The organism is Kitasatospora sp. NPDC001225 (genome assembly GCF_053597855.1).
In genome coordinates this window covers 38,430-58,039 of sequence record NZ_JBSFJC010000051.1, presented here as the reverse complement: position 1 = coordinate 58,039, position 19,610 = coordinate 38,430, and the positions used below count along the sequence as shown (strand labels likewise).

The window sequence follows — 19,610 nt, the reverse complement described above, 5'->3', positions numbered from 1 at the left end:
CGGCCTCCCAGGAGGTCTCCAGCAGCAGCCGCTGCTGCGGGTCCATCGCCATCGCCTCGCGCGGGCTGATCCCGAAGAACCCCGCGTCGAACTCCGCGGCCCCGCTGAGGAATCCGCCCTCCACGACGTAGGTCGAGCCCTCGGCGTCCGGGTCCGGGTCGAACAGGCCCTCGACGTCCCAGCCGCGGTCGGCCGGGAACGCGCCGATCGCGTCCCCGCCCGCGACCAGGAGGTCCCACAGCTCCTCGGGCGTCCGGACGCCGCCCGGGTAGCGGCAGGCCATGCCGACGATAGCGATCGGGTCGGTCGACACCGCCGCCGCCGTCACGGCCTGGCTCTCGTCCGCGTCCGTGCCGAACAGCGCGGCCAGGATCTCGTCCGCCAGCGCGGAGGCGCTCGGGTGGTCGAAGATCACCGTGGACGGCAGCCGCAGGCCGCACGCGGTGTTCAGGCGGTTGCGGAGCTCGACGGCGGTCAGCGAGTCGAAGCCCAGCTCCCGGAACGCCCGGCTCGCCACGATCTCGTCCACCGACTCGTGGCCCAGCACCGCGGCCGCGTGCGTCCGCACCAGTTCGGTGACCGTCCGGCGCCGCTCGGCCGCCGACAGCCCGGCCAGCTGGAGCTCGAAGTCACCGCGCCCGTCCTCGTCACGACGGACCGTCGTGTCCTCCTGGGCCTCGGGAATGGTGTCCAGCAGCGGGCGAGGCCGCGCGGCCGTGAAGACCGGCGCGAACTTCTCCCACTCGACGTCCGCGAGGGCGATGAAGGTCTCGTCGTCGGCCAGGATCTCGCCGAGCGCGGTCAGCGCCCGCTGGGTGTCGAGGAAGTTCATGCCCTGCCGCAGCAGGCGGTGCGGGGTGACGCGACCGGGCGCCTGGTCCATCGCCGCGTCCACGGCGTCCCAGTCGCGGGTGTTCCACACGCCCCACGCGATCGACGTCCCGGGCAGGCCACGGGCGCGACGGTCCTCGGCGAGCCCGTCCAGGAAGGAGTTGCCGGCCGCGTAGGCGGCGTGGTCGTTGCTGCCCCAGGTCGCCGAGATCGACGAGAAGAGGACGAACTCGTCGATGCCCAGGTGCGCCGTCGCCTCGTCCAGGTGGACGGCGCCGGCCGCCTTCGCGCCGACCGCGACGGCCAGCTCCTCCCGGCTGGTGTCCTCCACCCGGGCCAGGATCGGCGCGTTGGCGGAGTGCAGGACGGTGGAGAGGCCGGGGCCGGAGGCCTCGATCCACGCGACCATCGCCGTGACCTGCGCACGCTCCGTCAGGTCGCAGCTGACGACCTCGACGGCCGAACCGCCGTTCGCCACGGCGGCGGCCAGCGCCGCCACACCGTGCGCCGACGGGCCGGACCGGGAGGTCAGAACAACCCTCGGCGCGCGGTGCTCGGCAAGCCAGGGGCCGATGCAGACGCCGATCGAGCCGGTGCCACCGGTCAGCAGGACGGTGCCGCGCGGCGACCAGCCCGCCGACTCCACGCGCCGGGCCTCCGCCCGCACCAGACGGCGCAGGAACACACCCGACGGCCGTACGGCGACCTGGTCCTCACTGCCGTCCGCGAGGACGCCGACCAGACGAGCGGCCGCATCGGCGTCCACCACCGGCGGCAGGTCGACCAGACCGCCCCAACGGTCCGCGTGCTCCAGGCCCACGGCCCGGCCCAGACCCCAGACCTGCGTCTGCACCGGGCTCGTCGTCACCTCGCCGGCGGCGACCTGCACCGCGCCACGGGTCAGCACCCACAGCGGAGCGGTGACCCCGGCCCGACCCAACCTCTGGACCAGGTCGAGGGTGTCGGCGCTGCCCCGGGACAGCCACGCGAACTCGGCGTCCGGCGACTCGTCGAGCGCCAGGAGCGACACCACACCGCGCACGTCCCCGCCCGCTCCTGCGATGGCCTCGTCGAGGCCCGCGAGCGTCGTCCGCACCGCCTCGGCGCCACGCGCCGTCAGCGCCTCGGCGATCGTGGCCGCGTCGGGGGCGTCGCCGACCAGCAGCCAGGCGCCGGACAGGTCCGCCGGGCCGCTCGCGGCAGAGGGCTGCCAGGTGATGCGGTAGCGCCAGTCGTCCACCGACGGCTTCGCGCGCTCCACCGCCGGGGCCTCGGGCCAGTAGCGGCGCCGCTGGAACGCGTAGGTCGGCAGCGCGACGGTCGTACCGCCGCCGAGCACCGCCGCCCAGTCGACGGGGGCGCCCTGGACGTACGCCTCGGCGAGCGAGGTCAGCAGGCGCTGCGCGCCGCCCTCGTCGCGCCGCAAGGTGCCTGCGACCACCGGGGAACGGTCCTCCAGGCTGTCGGCGATCGCCGGGGTCAGCACCGGGTGCGGGGAGACCTCCAGGAACACGCCGTGGCCCGCGTCGCCGAGGATCCGCACGGCGCGGTCGAACTCCACCGTCTCGCGGAGCGACGCGTACCAGTAGGCGGGGTCCAGTTCGGGGCCCGCGAGCCATGCACCGGTCAGCGCGGAGATCATCGGGACCTGCGCCTCACGAGGCCGGATCCCGTCGAGGACGGTCAGGATCTCCTCCCGCAGCTCGTCCACGTGGGCGCTGTGGGACGCGTAGTCCACCGGGATCATCCGGGCACGCGGCGAATCCCCGCACGCCTCGGCGAGTTCACGCAGCGCGTCGGCGTCACCGGAGACGACCGTCGCCGACGGGCCGTTCACCGCCGCGATGGAAAGGCGGGTGCCGTACGGGGCGATCCGGGCGCGGACACCGTCCACCGGCTCCGCGATCGACAGCATCCCGCCACGACCGGCCAGCACCTTCAGGGTCTTGCTCCGCAGAGCCACCACCTTGGCGGCGTCATCGAGGGAGAGGATCCCCGCGACGGCCGCAGCGGCGATCTCGCCCTGCGAGTGACCCAGCACCGCGTCCGGAGCGACACCCGCCGCCTGCCATACCGCAGCGAGCGAGACCATCACGGCCCACAGCGCCGGCTGCACCACATCAGCGGCTTCGAAACCGTGCCGCCCCGCCAGCACATCGTCCAACTTCCAGTCCACGTACGGCGCGAGAGCCTCGGCACACTCCGCCAGCCGGGCCGCGAACACCGGCGAGGCCTCCGCCAGCTCACGCCCCATGCCGACCCACTGGCTGCCCTGACCGGGGAAGACGAACACCGTCCGCCCCACCCCGGCGGCAGCCACCGACCCCGTGACCACACCCGCCGCCGGCTGCCCGGTGGCGACAGCCGTCAGCCCCGCCGCCAGTTCATCCCGGTCCGCGCCGAGCACGACCGCCCGGTGCTCCAGCGCCGCACGCGTCGTCGCGAGCGACCACGCCACATCGCGGACCGACAACTCCGGCCGCTCCGCCACGTGTTCACGCAGCCGACCCGCCTGACCGGCCAGCGCCGCCACGCTGCGACCGGAGACCGGCCAGGCCACACCCGCCGCCCCGGTGAGCACCGGGCTCTCCTGGCCCGCCGGCTCAGCCGCCGCCTCGACGGCCGCCGGGGCCTCCTCCACGATCAGGTGGACGTTCGTCCCGCTCACGCCGAACGCCGACACACCCGCCCGACGCGGCCGCTCGCCCACCGGCCACGCCACCGGTTCGCTCAGCAGCCGCACGTTCCCGGACGTCCAGTCCACGTGCGAGGACGGCTCCTCGGCGAACAGCGTCCTCGGCAGCACCTCGTGCCGCAGCGCCATCACCATCTTGATCACACCCGCCACACCGGCCGCGCACTGCGAATGCCCGATGTTGGACTTCACCGACCCCAGCCACAACGGCCGGTCCTCGAACCGCTCCTGGCCGTACGTCGCCAGCAGCGCGCCCGCCTCGATCGGGTCGCCGAGCGAGGTGCCGGTGCCGTGGGCCTCCACCGCGTCGACGTCGGAGGGCGACAGCTGGGCGTTGGCCAGCGCCGCGCGGATCACCCGCCGCTGCGAGGGACCGTTCGGCGCGGACAGACCGTTGGACGCGCCGTCCTGGTTGGCCGCGCTGCCACGGATCACCGCCAGCACCTGGTGCCCGTTGCGCCGGGCGTCCGACAGGCGCTCCAACAGCACCATGCCCGCGCCCTCGCCCCAGCCGATCCCGTCGGCCTCCTCCGAGAACGCCTTCGACCGACCGCTGGACGCCATACCGCCCTGACGCCCGAACTCCATGAACGCACCCGGCGAGACCATCACCGCGACACCGCCGGCCAGCGCCATCGAGCACTCGCCCGACCGCAGCGCCAGGATCGCCTGGTGCATCGCCACCAGCGACGACGAGCACGCCGTGTCCACCGTCACCGCCGGACCGGTCAGACCCAGGCAGTACGAGATCCGGCCCGACGCCACGGACGACACCGTACCGATCAGCCGGTAGCCGTCCAGGCTGGCGTCCTCGACGGGCAGGCTGGCCTCGTAACCGGCGTGGCTCGCACCGACGAAGACGCCGGTCGCCGAGCCGTGCAGCGACCGCGGGTCGATCCCCGCACGCTCGATCGCCTCCCACGAGGTCTCCAGCAGCAGCCGCTGCTGCGGGTCCATCGCCAGCGCCTCACGCGGACTGATCCCGAAGAACCCCGCGTCGAAGTCGGCCACGTCGTAGACGAATCCGCCCTGCCGGCGGTATCCGCCCTGGTTGTCGAACGCCTCCCAGCCGCGGTCGGACGGGAACCCGCCCACCGCGTCGACGCCGTCGGCCACCAGGTTCCAGAACTCCTCGGGACCGACCGCCCCGCCCGGGTACCGGCACCCCATGCCCACGATCGCGATCGGCTCGCGGGCGCCGGACTCCAGCTCCTTGACCCGCTCACGGGTTTCGAAGTGCTCGGCGGCCAGCTTCCTCAAAGCGTCGAGCAGCTGCTTCTCATCGGCCATCGTGGGTCCTCCTCGACGTCGTCTTGATCTGAGCACCGGAGATCATCACGACGCCCCCAGTTCCTTGTTGATGAAGTCCAGAACCTCGTCGGCCGAGGCTTCGTTGAGCTGTCCGGCCACGGTCTGCCGGGTGGCTGCGGCGCCACCGTCCTCCACGCCGGCGCCGGGGGCGCCGCGCCGCATCCACCGGGACAGCAGGGTCTGCATGCGCTCGGTGATGTCCTGGCGCGCGTCGGCTCCCCCGTCGACGGAGTCCAGTTCGGCGGCCAGCCGCTCCAGGGTCTCCAGCACCGGATCGCCGTCGTCCGCTCCGCCGGTGCCGACCAGCTCACCTCGTACGTAGTCCGCCAGGGCGGTGGCGTTCGGGTGGTCGAAGACCATCGTGGAGGCCAGCTTGACACCGACCTCCTTGGAGAGGCGGTTCCGCAGCTCGACGGCTCCGACGGAGTCGAAACCCAGCTCCTTGAACGCGCGTTGCGGCAGCACGTCGTCCGCCGAGTCGTGGCCGAGGACCGCGGCCGCGTGGCCTCGCACCAGGTCGGTCAGGACCTGGCGCTGCTCAGCGGCCGGCATCCCGGCCAACCGGCTTGCCCACGCGCCGACTTCCTCGGTCGTCGTGGTGACGGCGGCCTCGGCGGCCAGGACCGCGCGGACCTCGGGAAGGTCCGCCAGCAGCCGGCTGGCCCGATGAAGGGTGTAGGTCGGCACGAACTGCGGCCAGTCGAAGCCGGCCACCACCATCGCGCCCTCACCGGCGTCCAGGACCTGGCCCAAGGCCAGCATGCCCCGACGTCCGTCGATGCCCTCCATGCCGAACTCGCGCAACCGCTCGCCACCCGAGCCGGCCGCCATGCCGACGCCGGCCCACAGGCCCCAGGCGACCGACGAAGCCACCAGACCACGGGAACGACGGTCCTCCACCAACGCGTCCAGATGCGCGTTCGCCGCCGCATAGCCAGCCAGAGCGCCGCTGCCCCACACACCCGCGCCCGACGAGAACAGCACGAACGCGTCCAGGTCCCGACCCGCCGTCAACTCGTCCAGCACCATGGCGCCGCCGACCTTCGCCGACAGCAGCCGCGACAGCTCGGCCACCGACAGCTGCTCCACCGGTGTCCGCCCGCCCGTCCCGGCCGAGTGGACCACCGACGACAGCGCCGGACCCGTCGCATCGATACGGTCCAGGACCTCCGCCACGGAGGCGCGGTCGGCGATGTCACACGACACCACCTCGACTGCCGCACCGCGAGCCGCGATCGAGGCCGCCAGCTCCGCCACACCGGCGGCACCAGGACCCGAACGGGACGTCAGCACGACCCGCGAGGCGCCGCGATCCGCCACCCACTGGGCGGTGATCGCACCGACGCCGCTCGTGCCACCCGTCACCAGGACCGAGCCGCGCGGCGACCACGCCTCACGGACGACCGGACGGCCTGCGCGCACCAACCGCCGCGCCACCACACCGCCCGCACGCACCGCCACCTGGTCCTCATCCCCGACCAGGACGGACGCCAGCCGCGCACCCGTACGCGCATCCACGGCAGCCGGCAAGTCGATCAGGCCGCCCCAGCGGCCCGCCAACTCCAGCGCCGCGACAGCGCCCAGACCCCAGACCTGCGCCTGCACCGGCCGCACCGCATCACCCGCGACGGCCCGCACCGCGCCCTGCGTGACCACCCACAGCGGGGCGGATATACCGAGCCGCCCAAGCTCCTGGACCAGCGCGAGCGTGTCAGCGCCACCACGCGACACCCACGGACCCGCCTCCTCCGGCGACTCGTCCAGCGCCAGCAGCGACACCACACCCCGCAGATCACCGAGCGCGGACACGGTCTGACCGATCCGGTCAGGACGATCCGCAGTGACGACATCGGCACCGTGATCCGCCAACGCCTGTGCCACGACGCCCGCGTCGGTGCCGTCCCCGACCAGCAGCCACGTCCCGGTCAGCACCCCGCCGGACTCGCCCACCGGCGCCCACGACACCCGGTACCGCCAGTCCGCGACCGCCGACCCGGCCAGGCCACGGCGCCGGTAGTCGGCCAGCGCCGGCAACACCTCGCCCAGCCGCTCACCGTCGATGTTCAACGCGGCCGCAAGGCCGTCGGCGTCCCCGCCCTCGACCGCCGCCCAGAACTCGGCGTCGACAGCGGAGACCTCGGCAACCTCGGCCACCGCCTCGGGCCAGTAGTGACGGTGCTGGAACGCGTACGTCGGCAGGTCCACCATCGAACCACCGCCCAGGAGCCCGGCCCAGTCGACGGGGAGCCCCCGCACATAGGCCTCGGCGAGCGAGGTCAGCAGGCGCTGGGCGCCGCCCTCGTCGCGCCGCAGGGTGCCCACGACGACCGGGGAGCGGTCCTCCAGGCTGTCGCCGATCGCCGGGGTCAGCACCGGGTGCGGCGAGACCTCCAGGAACACGCCGTGGCCCGCGTCGCCGAGGATCCGCACGGCGCGGTCGAACTCGACGGTCTCGCGGAGCGACGCGTACCAGTACGCCGGGTCCAGCTCGGGGCCCGCGAGCCACTCGCCGGTCAGCGCCGACACCATCGGGATACGAGCCTCGGTCGGAACGATGCCCTGGAGAACCGAGAGGATCTCCTCGCGCAGCTCGTCCACATGGGCGCTGTGCGACGCGTAGTCGACCGGGATCATCCGGGCACGCGGCGAATCCCCGCACGCCTCGGCGAGTTCACGCAGCGCGTCGGCGTCACCGGAGACGACCGTCGCCGACGGGCCGTTCACGGCCGCGATGGAAAGGCGGGTGCCGTACGAAGCGATTCGGGTACGGACGCCGTCCACCGGCTCGGCGATCGACAGCATCCCGCCGCGACCAGCCAGCGCCTTCAGGGTCTTGCTCCGCAGAGCCACGACCTTCGCGGCGTCATCGAGGGACAGGATCCCCGCGACGGCCGCAGCGGCGATCTCACCCTGCGAGTGACCGACCACAGCGTCCGGTGCGACACCGGCCGCCTCCCAGACGGCGGCGAGCGAGACCATCACGGCCCACAGCGCCGGCTGCACGACGTCAGCGGCCTCAAAGCCGTGCCGGCCCGCCAGCACATCGTCCAACTGCCAGTCCACATAGGGCGCCAGGGCCGCAGCACACTCGGCCAGCCGCGCCGCGAAGACCGGGGACGACTCCGCCAACTCGCGACCCATGCCGACCCACTGGCTCCCCTGGCCGGGGAAGACGAACACCGTCCGGTCCACCCCCGTGGCAGCCACCGAACCGGTCACCACACCCGCCGCCGGCTGCCCGGTGGCCACCGCCGCGAGACCCGCCGCGAGCTCACCCCGCTCGCCGCCGAGCACGACGGCCCGGTGCTCCAGCGCCGCACGCGTCGTCGCCAACGACCACGCGACGTCGCCGACCGACAACTCCGGCCGCGCCAGCACGTGTTCACGCAGTCGACCGGCCTGACCGGACAGCGCGGTCGCGCTACGACCGGATACCACCCACGCCTGGACCCCACTCTCCACCGCCGGGGCGGGAGCCGGGTCGCTCGCGTCGGTCGCGGCCGGGGCCTCTTCGATGATCACGTGCGCGTTGGTGCCGCTGATGCCGAAGGCCGAAACACCCGCCCGGCGCGGCCGCTCGCCCGCCGGCCACTGCACCGCGTCCCGCAGCAGCCGGACGTTGCCCGTCTCCCAATCGACGTGCGAGGACGGCTCGTCCGCGTGCAGGGTCTTCGGCAGCACACCGGCCCGCAACGCCAGCACCATCTTGATCACACCGGCCACACCGGCAGCCTGCTGGGCGTGCCCGATGTTGGACTTCACCGACCCCAGCCACAACGGCCGGTCCTCGAACCGCTCCTGGCCGTACGTCGCCAGCAGCGCACCGGCCTCGATCGGGTCACCCAGCTCCGTACCCGTCCCGTGCGCCTCGACCACGTCGACATCCGCTGCCGAGATCCGGGCGTTGGCCAACGCCGCACGGATCACCCGCCGTTGGGCAGGACCGTTCGGCGCCGTGAGACCGTTCGACGCGCCGTCCTGGTTGATCGCGCAGCCGCGCACCAGGCCCAGGACCCGACGGCCCTTGCGCTGCGCCTCGGAGAGCCGCTCCAGCACGAGCATGCCGGCGCCTTCACCGATGCCCATGCCGTCCGCGCCCTCGCCGAAGGCCTTGCAGCGGCCGTCGGAGGCGAGCGCCCGCAGGCGCGAGAAGCCGACGAACTCGCCGGGGTCGGCCATCACCGTCACACCGCCGGCGAGGGCGACGTCGCACTCGCCCGACCGCAGCGACTGCACCGCCTGGTGCAGCGCGACCAGGGACGAGGAGCACGCCGTGTCGACCGTCACCGCCGGGCCCACCAGGCCCAGGGAGTACGAGATCCGGCCGGAGAGCACGCTCAGCGCGTTGCCGGTGATCAGGTGGGCCTGGGCTCCCGCCTCGCCGCTCGCGGCGCCGATGTAGCCGGAGGAAGCCGCGCCGACGAAGACGCCGGTCGCGGAGCCGTGCAGCGACTTCGGGTCGATGCCGGCCCGCTCGACGGCCTCCCAGGAGGTCTCCAGCAGGAGGCGCTGCTGCGGGTCCATGGCGAGGGCCTCGCGCGGGCTGATGCCGAAGAACCCGGCGTCGAACTCCGCTGCCCCGCTGAGGAATCCGCCCTCGACCACGTAGGTCGAGCCCTCGGCGTCCGGGTCCGGGTCGAAGAGCGCGTCGACGTCCCAGCCGCGGTCGGCCGGGAAGGCGCCGATCGCGTCCCCGCCCGCCGCCAAGAGGTCCCACAGCTCCTCGGGCGTCCGGACACCGCCCGGGTAACGGCAGGCCATGCCGACGATCGCGATCGGGTCGGTCGACACCGCCGCCGCCGTCACGGTCTGGCCCTCGTCCGCGTCCGTGCCGAACAGCGCGGCCAGGATCTCGTCCGCCAGCGCCGAGGCGCTCGGGTGGTCGAAGATCACCGTGGACGGCAGCCGGACGCCCACGGCCGCGTTGAGACGGTTGCGGAGCTCGACGGCGGTCAGCGAGTCGAAGCCCAGCTCCCGGAACGCCCGGCTGGCCACGATCTCGTCCACGGAGTCGTGCCCCAGCACCGCGGCGGCCTGGGCCCGGACCAGTTCCACGACGGTCCGGCGCCGCTCGGCCACCGACAGGCCCGCCAGGCGCGCGGCGAACTCGCCGCGCTGCTCGTCGACCGTACGAGGGGCGGTGTCCTCCTGGGCCTCGGGGATGGTGTCCAGCAGCGGGCGCGGGCGGGCGGCCGTGAACACCGGCGCGAACTTCTCCCACTCGACGTCCGCGACCGCGATGAAGGTCTCGTCGTCCGCGAGGACCTCGGCGAGCGCGGTCAGCGCCCGCTGGGTGTCCAGGAAGTTCATGCCCTGCCGCAGCAGGCGGTGCGGGGTGACGCGGCCGGGAGCCTGGTCCATCGCCGCGTCCACGGCGTCCCAGTCGCGGGTGTTCCAGACACCCCAGGCGATCGAGGTCCCGGGCAGGCCACGGGCGCGACGGTCCTCGGCGAGCCCGTCCAGGAAGGAGTTGCCCGCCGCGTACGCGGCGTGGTCGTTGCTGCCCCAGGTCGCCGAGATCGACGAGAACATCACGAACTCGTCGATGCCCAGGTCCGCCGTCGCCTCGTCCAGGTGGACGGCGCCGGCCGCCTTCGCGCCGACCGCCAGGGCGAGCCCGTCGCGGTCGGTGTCCTCCAGCCGTGCGAGGAACGGGGTGTTCGCCGAGTGCAGGACGGTGGAGAGGCCGGGGCCGGAGGCCTCGATCCACGTCACCATGCCGGTCACCTGCTCGCGCACCGACAGGTCGCACGACACGACCTCGACGGCCGAACCAGCCTGCGCCAGCGTGGCCGCGAGCGCCGCCACCCCGGGCGCCGACGGGCCGGAGCGGGAGGTCAGAACCACCCTCGGCGCACCGTGCTCGGCCAGCCACGGACCGAGGACGACGCCGATCGCACCCGAGCCGCCGGTCAGCAGGACGGTGCCGCGCGGCGACCAGTCCTCCGACTCGACGCGCCGGGCCTCAGCGCGTACCAGCCGGCGCAGGAACACCCCGGACGGCCGCACCGCGACCTGGTCCTCACTGCCATCGGCGAACACGCTGACCAGACGAGCGGCGGCATCGGCGTCCAGCGCCGGCGGCAGGTCGACCAGACCGCCCCAACGGTCCGCGTGCTCCAGACCGACCGTACGGCCGAGACCCCAGACCTGCGTCTGCACCGGGCTCGTCGTCACCTCGTCCGGGCCGACGGCCACCGCGCCGCGGGTCAGCACCCACAGCGGAGCCGCGACCCCGGCCCGGCCCAACGCCTGCACCAGCTCGACGGTCTCCGCCAGCCCGCGCTGAACCAACGGGTGGTCGGCGAGCGGCGTCTCGTCCAGGGCCAGCAGCGACACCACACCGGCCACGCCCTCGGCCGGCACCGCGCCAAGCTGCTCCGGGCCGGCGGCCGTCACGACCTCGGCACCCTGACCGGCCAACGCCTCGGTGACCGTCGCCGCCTCGGGGCCGTCGCCGACGACCAACCAGATGCCGGACAGGTCCGCCGGGCCGCTCGCGGCGGCCGGCTGCCAGGTGATGCGGTAACGCCAGTCGTCCACCGACAGCTTCGCCCGCTCCAGCACCGGGGCCTCGGGCCAGTAGCGGCGCCGCTGGAACGCGTAGGTCGGCAGCGCGACAGCCGTCCCGGCGCCGAGCACCGCCGCCCAGTCGACGGGGGCGCCCTGGACATAGGCCTCGGCGAGCGAGGTCAGCAGGCGCTCGGCGCCGCCCTCCTCGCGCCGCAGCGTGCCGACCACGACCGGGGAGCGCTCCTCCAGGCTGTCACCGATCGCCGGGGTCAGCACCGGGTGCGGCGAGACCTCCAGGAACACACCGTGGCCTGCGTCGCCGAGAATCCGCACGGCGCGGTCGAACTCCACGGTCTCGCGGAGCGACGCGTACCAGTACGCCGGGTCCAGCTCCGGGCCGGACAGCCACGCGCCGGTCAGCGCCGAGACCATGGGGATGCGGGCCTCGGTCGGCGCGATGCCCTGGAGAACCGAGAGGATCTCCTCGCGCAGCTCGTCCACATGGGCGCTGTGCGACGCGTAGTCCACCGGGATCATCCGGGCACGCGGCGAATCCCCGCACGCGTCGGCGAGTTCACGCAGCGCGTCGGCGTCACCGGAGACGACCGTCGCCGACGGGCCGTTCACCGCCGCCACCGACAGGCGAGAGCCGTACGGAGCGATCCGCGCGCGGACACCCGCCACTGGCTCGGCGATCGACAGCATCCCACCACGACCAGCAAGGGCCTTCAGGGTCTTGCTCCGCAGAGCGACGACCTTGGCGGCGTCGTCCAAGGAGAGAATCCCCGCGACGGCCGCAGCGGCAATCTCACCCTGCGAGTGGCCGACCACGGCGTCAGGAGCGACACCGGCCGCCTCCCATACGGCGGCGAGCGAGACCATCACGGCCCACAGCGCCGGCTGCACGACGTCAGCAGCCTCGAAGCCGTGCCGGCCCGCCAGCACATCGTCCAACTGCCAGTCCACGTAAGGCGCGAGAGCCTCGGCGCACTCCGTCAGCTTGGCCGCGAAGACCGGGGACGACTCGGCCAGCTCACGCCCCATCCCGACCCACTGGCTCCCCTGCCCCGGGAAGACGAACACCGTCCGCCCCACACCGGCGGCAGCCACCGACCCCGTGACCACACCCGCCGCCGGCTGCCCGGTGGCAACGGCCATCAACCCCGCCGCCAGTTCATCCCGGTTCGCGCCAAGCACGACGGCCCGGCGCTCCAGCGCCGCACGCGTCGTCGCCAGCGACCACGCCACATCACTGACCGACAAATCCGGCCGCTCCGCCACGTGTTCACGCAGTCGACCGGCCTGACCCGCCAGCGCCGCAGCGCTCTGACCGGAGACCGGCCAGGCCGACGCCCCACCGGCGAACACCGGAAGCACCCGGGCCTCCCGCGCCTCGGGTTCGACGGCCGCCGGGGCCTCCTCCACGATCAGGTGGACGTTCGTCCCGCTCACGCCGAACGCCGACACACCCGCGCGACGCGGCCGCTCGCCCGCCGGCCACGCCACCGGTTCGCTCAGCAGCCGCACGTTCCCGGACGTCCAGTCCACGTGCGAGGACGGCTCCTCGGCGAACAGCGTCTTCGGCAGCACCTCGTGCCGCAGCGCCATCACCATCTTGATCACACCCGCCACACCGGCCGCGCACTGCGAGTGCCCGATGTTGGACTTCACCGACCCCAGCCACAACGGCCGGTCGGCGGCGCGGTCCTCGGCCTGCCCGTAGGTGGCCAGCAGCGCCTGCGCCTCGATCGGGTCACCGAGCGTCGTGCCGGTGCCGTGCGCCTCGACCACGTCCACGTCCGCCGCCGACAGCTGCGCGTTCGCCAGCGCCGCACGGATCACCCGCCGCTGCGACGGACCGTTCGGCGCCGCCAGACCGTTCGACGCACCGTCCTGGTTCGCCGCACTCCCCCGGATCACCGCCAGCACCTGGTGGCCATTGCGGCGGGCATCGGACAGGCGCTCCAACAGCACCATGCCCGCGCCCTCGCCCCAACCGATCCCGTCGGCCTCCTCCGAGAACGCCTTCGACCGACCGCTCGACGCCATACCGCCCTGACGCCCGAACTCCATGAACGCACCCGGCGACACCATCACCGCCACGCCGCCGGCCAGCGCCATCGAGCACTCACCGGCCCGCAGCGCCAGGATCGCCTGGTGCATCGCCACCAGCGACGACGAGCACGCCGTGTCCACCGTCACCGCCGGACCGGTCAGGCCCAGGCAGTACGAGATCCGGCCCGAGGCGACCGCCGACACCGCGCCGATCAGCCGGTAGCCGTCCAGGCTCTCGTCCTCGACGGGCAGCACCGAGCTGTACCCCGACGTGTTCGCTCCGATGAACACACCGGTCATCGACCCGTGCAGCGACTTGGGGTCGATCCCGCCGTGCTCGATGGCCTCCCAGGAGGTCTCCAGCAGCAGCCGCTGCTGCGGGTCCATGGCCAGCGCCTCGCGCGGGCTGATCCCGAAGAACCCCGCGTCGAACTCCGTCGCGTCGTAGACGAATCCGCCCTGTCGCCGGTACGTCTGCCCTCGGCCGAACGCCTCCTCGAAGGCCTCCCAGCCGCGATCGGCGGGGAAGGCGCCCACCGCGTCGACACCGCCGGCCACCAGGTCCCAGAACTCCTCGGGACCCGTCACACCGCCCGGGAACCGGCAGCCCGCACCCACGATCGCGATCGGCTCGCTCGACGCCGCAAGGAGCGCGCTGTTCTGCTGCCGGAGCCGCTCGGCTTCCTTGAGGGAGGTGCGAAGTGCTTCGACGAGCCTGTCGTTGGTCGTTTCCATGATCATGTGCTCCGAATCAACGAGGGCGTCAGGAGTCTTTGCCATCGAGGGCTATGCGAATGAGGTCTTCGGCGTCCATGCCGTCGATGGACTCCGTATCCGTTCGACTGTCCGCGCCGTTGTCCTGGGCCGGGTCGGCGAGTTGCAGCAGCAGGTCCAGCAGGCCGGCCTGCCGGATGCGGGCCAGCGGGATCGCCGAGATGGCCTCCCTGAGGGCCGGCTCGTCCGCGTCACCCTCCGGAGCGGCCTGCTCCGGCATGAACTCGCGCAGGATCTGCTCCGCGAGGGCGGTGGCGTTCGGGTGGTCGAAGACCATCGTGGAGGGCAGCCGGATACCGAGCGCCTTCGAGAGGCGGTTCCGCAGCTCGACCGCTCCGACGGAGTCGAAGCCCAGCTCCTTGAAGGCGCGTTGCGGCAGCACGTCGTCCGCCGAGTCGTAGCCGAGGACGACGGCCGCGTGACCGCGCACCAGGTCGGTCAGGACCTGGCGCTGTTCAGCGGCCGGCATTCCGGCCAACCGGCCCGCCCACTCGCTGACTTCCTCGGTCGTGGTGGTGCCGGCCTCGGCGGCCAGCACCTCCCGAACCTCGGGGAGGTCCGTCAGCAGACGGCTGGCCCGGTGAAGGGTATAGGTCGGCACGAACTGCGGCCAGTCGAAGCCGGCCACCACCATCGCACCCTCGCCCGCGTCCAGGACCTGGCCCAGCGCCAGCATGCCCCGGCGCCCGTCGATGCCCTCCATGCCGAACTCGCGCAACCGCTCACCACCGGAGCTCGCGGCCATGCCGACGCCGGCCCACAGGCCCCACGCGACCGAGGAGGCCACCAGGCCCCGGGAGCGGCGGTCCTCGACCAACGCGTCCAGGTGCGCGTTCGCCGCCGCGTAACCGCCCAGGCCACCGCTGCCCCACACACCCGCACCCGACGAGAACAGCACGAACGCGTCGAGATCCCGACCCGCCGTCAACTCGTCCAGCACCATGGCACCGCCGACCTTCGCCGACAGCAGCCAGGACAGGTCCGAAGGCTCGATCTCCTCGACCGGCCTACGGTCACCGACACCCGCCGAGTGGACCACCGACGACAACACCGGGCCCGCCGCATCGATACGGTCCAGGACCTCCGCCACAGAAGCGCGGTCGGCGATGTCACACGCCACCACGTCGACTGCCGCACCGCGAGCCGCGATCGAGGCCGCCAGCTCCGCCACACCGGCGGCACCAGGACCCGAACGGGACGTCAGCACGACCCGTGAGGCACCACGATCCGCCACCCACTGGGCGGTGATCGCACCGACACCGCTCGTACCGCCCGTCACCAGGACCGACCCACGTGGCGACCACGCCTCGCGGACGACCGGACGGCCGGCACGCACCAACCGCCGCGCCACCACCCCGCCCGCACGCACCGCCACCTGGTCCTCATCGCCGACCAGGACAGACGCCAGCCGCGCACCCGTACGCGCATCCACGGCAGCCGGAAGGTCGATCAGGCCGCCCCAGCGGCCCGCCAACTCCAGTGCCGCCACGGCTCCCAGACCCCACACCTGCGCCTGCACCGGCCGCACCACATCACCCGCGACCGCACCCACCGCACCCCGCGTGACCACCCACAGCGGAGCGGACACACCGAGCTGGCCAAGCTCCTGAACCAGCGCGACCGTCGCGGCCAGACCGCCGGGAACCAGCGGGAACGCTTCCTCCGGAGACTCGTCCAGCGCCAGCAGCGAGACCACACCCCGCAGGTCGGAGTGCGCGGCCACCGCAGCGGCGACACCGTCCGGAGTCGAGCGGACGACCCGCGCACCCGGAAGGTCCAGCGCCTCCGCGACCGCAGCCGCGTCGGTGCCGTCCCCGACCAGCAGCCAGGTCCCGGTCAGCACCGCGCCGGACTCGCCCACCGGCGCCCACGACACCCGGTACCGCCAGTCCGCGACCGCCGAGCCGGCCCGCTCACGGCGCCGCCAGTCGGTCAGCGCACCCAGCGCGGCATCCGCCGGGTCCACCCCGAGCAGATCGGCGAGCGCGGTGACATCACCACTCTCCACGGCGGTCCAGAAGCCCGCCTCCGCACCGGTGGCCACCGTGACGTCCGCGCGCTTGCGGTCCGCCTCCGGCCAGTAGTGGCGGTGGCGGAAGGCGTAGGTGGGCAGGTCCACCGTCGAACCGCGGCCGAGTACGGCGGCCCAGTCGACCGGGAGACCCTGCGCGTACACCTCGGCGAACGACGTCAGCAGACGCTGGGCGCCGCCTTCCTCCCGTCGCAGCGTGCCCGCGACGACCGGGGACAGCGCCTCCAGGGCGTCACCGATCGCCGGCGTCAGCACCGGATGCGGCGACACCTCCAGGAACACGCCGTGCCCGGACTCACCCAGCAGACGAACCGCCCGCTCGAACTCGACGGTCTCCCGCAGCGACGCGTACCAGTACGCCGGGTCCAGCTCGGAGCCGGCCAGCCACTCGCCCGTCAGCGCGGAGACCATGGGGATCCGGGCCTCACTCGGAGCGATGCCCTGGAGAACCGAGAGGATCTCCTCCCGCAGCTCGTCCACGTGCGCGCTGTGGGACGCGTAGTCCACCGGAATCATCCGCGCGCGCGGCGAATCCCCACAGGAGTCCGCCAGTTCACGCAGCGCGTCCGCATCACCGGAAACCACCGTCGCCGAGGGACCGTTCACGGCCGCCACCGACAGGCGGGAACCGTACGGGGCGATCCGCGCGCGGACGCCGTCCACCGGCTCCGCGATCGACAGCATCCCACCGCGACCAGCAAGGGCCTTCAGGGTCTTGCTCCGCAGAGCCACCACCTTGGCGGCGTCATCGAGGGACAGGATCCCCGCGACGGCGGCCGCCGCGATCTCGCCCTGCGAGTGACCGACCACGGCATCGGGAGCGACACCGGCCGCCTCCCAGACGGCGGCCAGCGAGACCATCACAGCCCACAGCGCGGGCTGCACCACGTCGGCGGCCTCGAAACCATGACGACCGGCCAGCACATCATCCAACTGCCAGTCCACATAAGGCGCCAGAGCCGCAGCACACTCCACCAGCCGCGCCGCGAACACCGGCGAAGACTCCGCCAGCTCACGCCCCATCCCGACCCACTGGCTCCCCTGCCCCGGGAAGACGAACACCGTCCGCCCCACCCCGGCAGCAGCCACCGAACCGGTCACCACGCCCGCCGCCGGCTGCCCCGTGGCCACCGCCGCCAGACGCTCCGCGAACTCGCCCCGCTCGCCGCCGAGCACGACGGCCCGGTGCTCCAGCGCCGCACGCGTCGTCGCCAGCGACCACGCCACATCACCGACCGACAACTCCGGCCGCGCCAGCACGTGTTCACGCAGCCGACCGGCCTGACCGGCCAGCGCCTCGGTGTCCCGTCCGGACAGCACCCACGCCGGGACACCGCCCGACAGCACCGGCACCACGCTCCCGCCGTCACTGTCGACGGGCGTCTCCGCCTCGGCCGGCGCCTCTTCGATGATCACGTGGGCGTTGGTGCCGCTGATCCCGAAGGCGGACACACCCGCCCGGCGCGGCCGCTCGCCCGCCGGCCACGCCACCTCGTCCTGCAGCAGCCGGACGTTGCCCGTCTCCCAATCCACGTGCGAGGACGGCTCATCCGCGTGCAGCGTCTTCGGCAGCACACCGGCTTGCAGCGCCAGCACCATCTTGATCACACCGGCCACGCCCGCGGCCTGCTGGGCGTGCCCGATGTTGGACTTCACCGAACCCAGCCACAACGGCCGGTCCTCGAACCGCTCCTGGCCATAGGTCGCCAGCAGCGCACCCGCCTCGATCGGGTCGCCCAGCTCCGTACCCGTCCCGTGCGCCTCGACCACGTCCACGTCCGCCGCCGACAGCTGCGCACTCGCCAACGCCGCCCGGATGACCCGCCGTTGGGCCGGGCCGTTCGGCGCCGTGAGACCGTTCGACGCACCGTCCTGGTTGATCGCGCTGCCGCGCACCACACCGAGCACCCGGTGCCCGTTGCGGCGGGCGTCCGACAGCCGCTCCAGTACCAGCATTCCGACGCCCTCGCCCATGCCCATGCCGTCCGCGCCCTCACCGAAGGCCTTGCAGCGGCCGTCGGCCGACAGCGCGCGCAGCCGCGAGAAGCTCACGAACTCGCCCGGGTCGGCCATCACCGTCACACCGCCGGCCAGCGCCACCGTGCACTCGCCCGACCGCAGCGCCTGCACCGCCTGGTGCATCGCCACCAGCGAGGAGGAGCACGCCGTGTCGACGGTCACCGCGGGCCCGTTCAGGCCCAGCGTGTACGACACCCGGCCGGACAGCACGCTGAGCGCGTTCCCGGTGATCAGGTGCGCCTGGGCCTCCGCTTCGTCGCCCAGCACCCCGATGTAGCCGGAGGCGGCCGCACCGATGAACACGCCGGTCGCGGAGCCGTGCAGCGACTTCGGGTCGATGCCGGCCCGCTCGACGGCCTCCCAGGAGGTCTCCAGCAGCAGCCGCTGCTGCGGGTCCATCGCCATCGCCTCGCGCGGGCTGATCCCGAAGAACCCCGCGTCGAACTCCCCGGCGCCGCCGAGGAATCCGCCCTCGATCACATAGGTCGAGCCCTCGGCGTCCGGGTCCGGGTCGAACAGGCCCTCGACGTCCCAGCCGCGGTCCGCCGGGAAGCCGCTGATCGCGTCCCCACCCGCGACCAGGAGGTCCCACAGCTCCTCGGGCGTCCGGACACCGCCCGGGTAACGGCAGGCCATGCCGACGATCGCGATCGAATCGGTCGAGGCCGGTTGCACCACCACCGGGGCGGTCTCCTCCGAGACGCTCCCGAACAGCGCGGCCAGGATCTCGTCGGCCAGCGCGGACGCGCTCGGGTGGTCGAAGATCACCGTGGACGGCAGCCGGACGCCCACGGCCGCGTTCAGGCGGTTGCGCAGGTCCACGGCGGTCAGCGAGTCGAAGCCCAGCTCCCGGAACGCCCTGCTGGCGACGATCTCGTCCGCCGACTCGTGGCCCAGCACCGCGGCCGCCTGCGTCCGCACCAGCTCCACGACGGTCCGGCGCCGCTCGGCGACCGACAGGCCCGCCAGGCGCGCGGCGAACTCGCTGCGCTGGTCGTCGACCGGACGGCCGGGGGCGGTGTCCTCCTGCGCCTCCGGAATGGTGTCCAGCAGCGGACGGGGACGCGCGGCCGTGAACACCGGCGCGAACTTCTCCCACTCGACGTCCGCGACCGCGATGAAGGTCTCGTCGTCGGCCAGGACCTCACCCAGCGCGGTCAACGCCCGCTGGGTGTCCAGGAAGTTCATGCCCTGCCGCAGCAGCCGGTGCGGGGTCACCCGGCCCGGCGCCTGGTCCATCACCGCGTCCACGGCGTCCCAGTCGCGGGTGTTCCACACACCCCACGCGATCGAGGTCCCCGGCAGGCCCCGACCGCGCCGGTCCTCCGCGAGCCCGTCCAGGAAGGAGTTCCCGGCGGCGTACGCGGCGTGGTCGTTGCT

3 protein-coding genes (1 of these 3 only partly in view) are annotated in these 19,610 nt (G+C 73.3%); all 3 read right to left on the bottom strand.

Translation table 11 applies throughout. The features are described 5' to 3' along the window. On the bottom strand, positions 1 to 4,816 hold a 4,816-nt coding region (locus tag ACWDCZ_RS19390), incomplete at its 3' end, for an SDR family oxidoreductase (protein ID WP_449816489.1). Positions 4,817 to 4,861: 45 nt separating this feature from the next. Further along, positions 4,862 to 14,140: a type I polyketide synthase gene (locus ACWDCZ_RS19385; RefSeq protein WP_449816488.1), complete on the bottom strand. Its 9,279-nt coding sequence runs from the start codon at positions 14,138 to 14,140 to the stop codon at positions 4,862 to 4,864. 28 nt (positions 14,141 to 14,168) lie between these two features. Next, on the bottom strand, positions 14,169 to 19,610 hold the end of the coding sequence (locus ACWDCZ_RS19380) for a type I polyketide synthase (protein WP_449816490.1). It continues 12,864 nt past the right edge of the window; the window shows 5,442 of its 18,306 coding nt (coding positions 12,865–18,306); its start codon lies off the right edge, out of view; it ends in the stop codon at positions 14,169 to 14,171.